Annotated in this window: 1 rRNA gene; it reads left to right on the forward strand. The window is 50.6% G+C overall.

Annotated features, from left to right (window positions below):
* Positions 1-182 precede the first annotated feature (182 nt).
* Positions 183-1,720 (forward strand): 16S ribosomal RNA (locus tag J3U66_RS12770).
* The last annotated feature ends 5 nt before the right edge of the window (positions 1,721-1,725 follow it).

Consider the following 1,725-nt stretch of genomic DNA (forward strand, 5'->3'; position numbering starts at 1 on the left):
ACAACAAAATGTTTAGTTAAATTTAACGCTGTCAGCTCTTTAAAAAGAAGAAACAGACAATCTGTGTGGGCACTTGCGAGACGAAGAATTAAAAGTCTACGGACTGAAAAAATTAAGTCTTGATAAGTGACACTGAAGATTCATTTGAATATGTCAGAGACAGTTATTGAGCATCAAACTTTAAATTGAAGAGTTTGATCATGGCTCAGATTGAACGCTGGCGGCAGGCTTAACACATGCAAGTCGAACGGTAACATGAGTGCTTGCACTTGATGACGAGTGGCGGACGGGTGAGTAAGGTATGGGGATCTGCCGAATGGAGGGGGACAACAGTTGGAAACGACTGCTAATACCGCATAACGTTGAGAGACCAAAGCATGGGACCTTCGGGCCATGCGCCATTTGATGAACCCATATGGGATTAGCTAGTTGGTGGGGTAAGGGCTCACCAAGGCGACGATCTCTAGCTGGTCTGAGAGGATGACCAGCCACACTGGAACTGAGACACGGTCCAGACTCCTACGGGAGGCAGCAGTGGGGAATATTGCACAATGGGGGGAACCCTGATGCAGCCATGCCGCGTGTATGAAGAAGGCCTTCGGGTTGTAAAGTACTTTCGGTAGTGAGGAAGGTAGTGTATCTAATAGGTGCACTAATTGACGTTAATTACAGAAGAAGCACCGGCTAACTCCGTGCCAGCAGCCGCGGTAATACGGAGGGTGCGAGCGTTAATCGGAATGACTGGGCGTAAAGGGCATGTAGGCGGATAATTAAGTTAGGTGTGAAAGCCCTGGGCTCAACCTAGGAATTGCACTTAAAACTGGTTATCTGGAGTATTGTAGAGGAAGGTAGAATTCCACGTGTAGCGGTGAAATGCGTAGAGATGTGGAGGAATACCGGTGGCGAAGGCGGCCTTCTGGACAGATACTGACGCTGAGATGCGAAAGCGTGGGGAGCAAACAGGATTAGATACCCTGGTAGTCCACGCTGTAAACGATGTCGATTTGGAGTTTGTTGCCTAGAGTGATGGGCTCCGAAGCTAACGCGATAAATCGACCGCCTGGGGAGTACGGCCGCAAGGTTAAAACTCAAATGAATTGACGGGGGCCCGCACAAGCGGTGGAGCATGTGGTTTAATTCGATGCAACGCGAAGAACCTTACCTGGTCTTGACATCCACAGAATCTTGCAGAGATGCGAGAGTGCCTTCGGGAACTGTGAGACAGGTGCTGCATGGCTGTCGTCAGCTCGTGTTGTGAAATGTTGGGTTAAGTCCCGCAACGAGCGCAACCCTTATCCTTTGTTGCCAGCGATTCGGTCGGGAACTCAAAGGAGACTGCCGTTGATAAAGCGGAGGAAGGTGGGGACGACGTCAAGTCATCATGGCCCTTACGACCAGGGCTACACACGTGCTACAATGGCGTATACAAAGGGAGGCGACCTCGCGAGAGCAAGCGGACCTCAGAAAGTACGTCTAAGTCCGGATTGGAGTCTGCAACTCGACTCCATGAAGTCGGAATCGCTAGTAATCGTGAATCAGAATGTCACGGTGAATACGTTCCCGGGCCTTGTACACACCGCCCGTCACACCATGGGAGTGGGTTGCACCAGAAGTAGATAGCTTAACCTTCGGGAGGGCGTTTACCACGGTGTGGTCCATGACTGGGGTGAAGTCGTAACAAGGTAACCGTAGGGGAACCTGCGGTTGGATCACCTCCTTACGAAG

Source organism: Gilliamella sp. B2969 (genome assembly GCF_026536195.1).
Taxonomy (GTDB): domain Bacteria; phylum Pseudomonadota; class Gammaproteobacteria; order Enterobacterales; family Orbaceae; genus Gilliamella.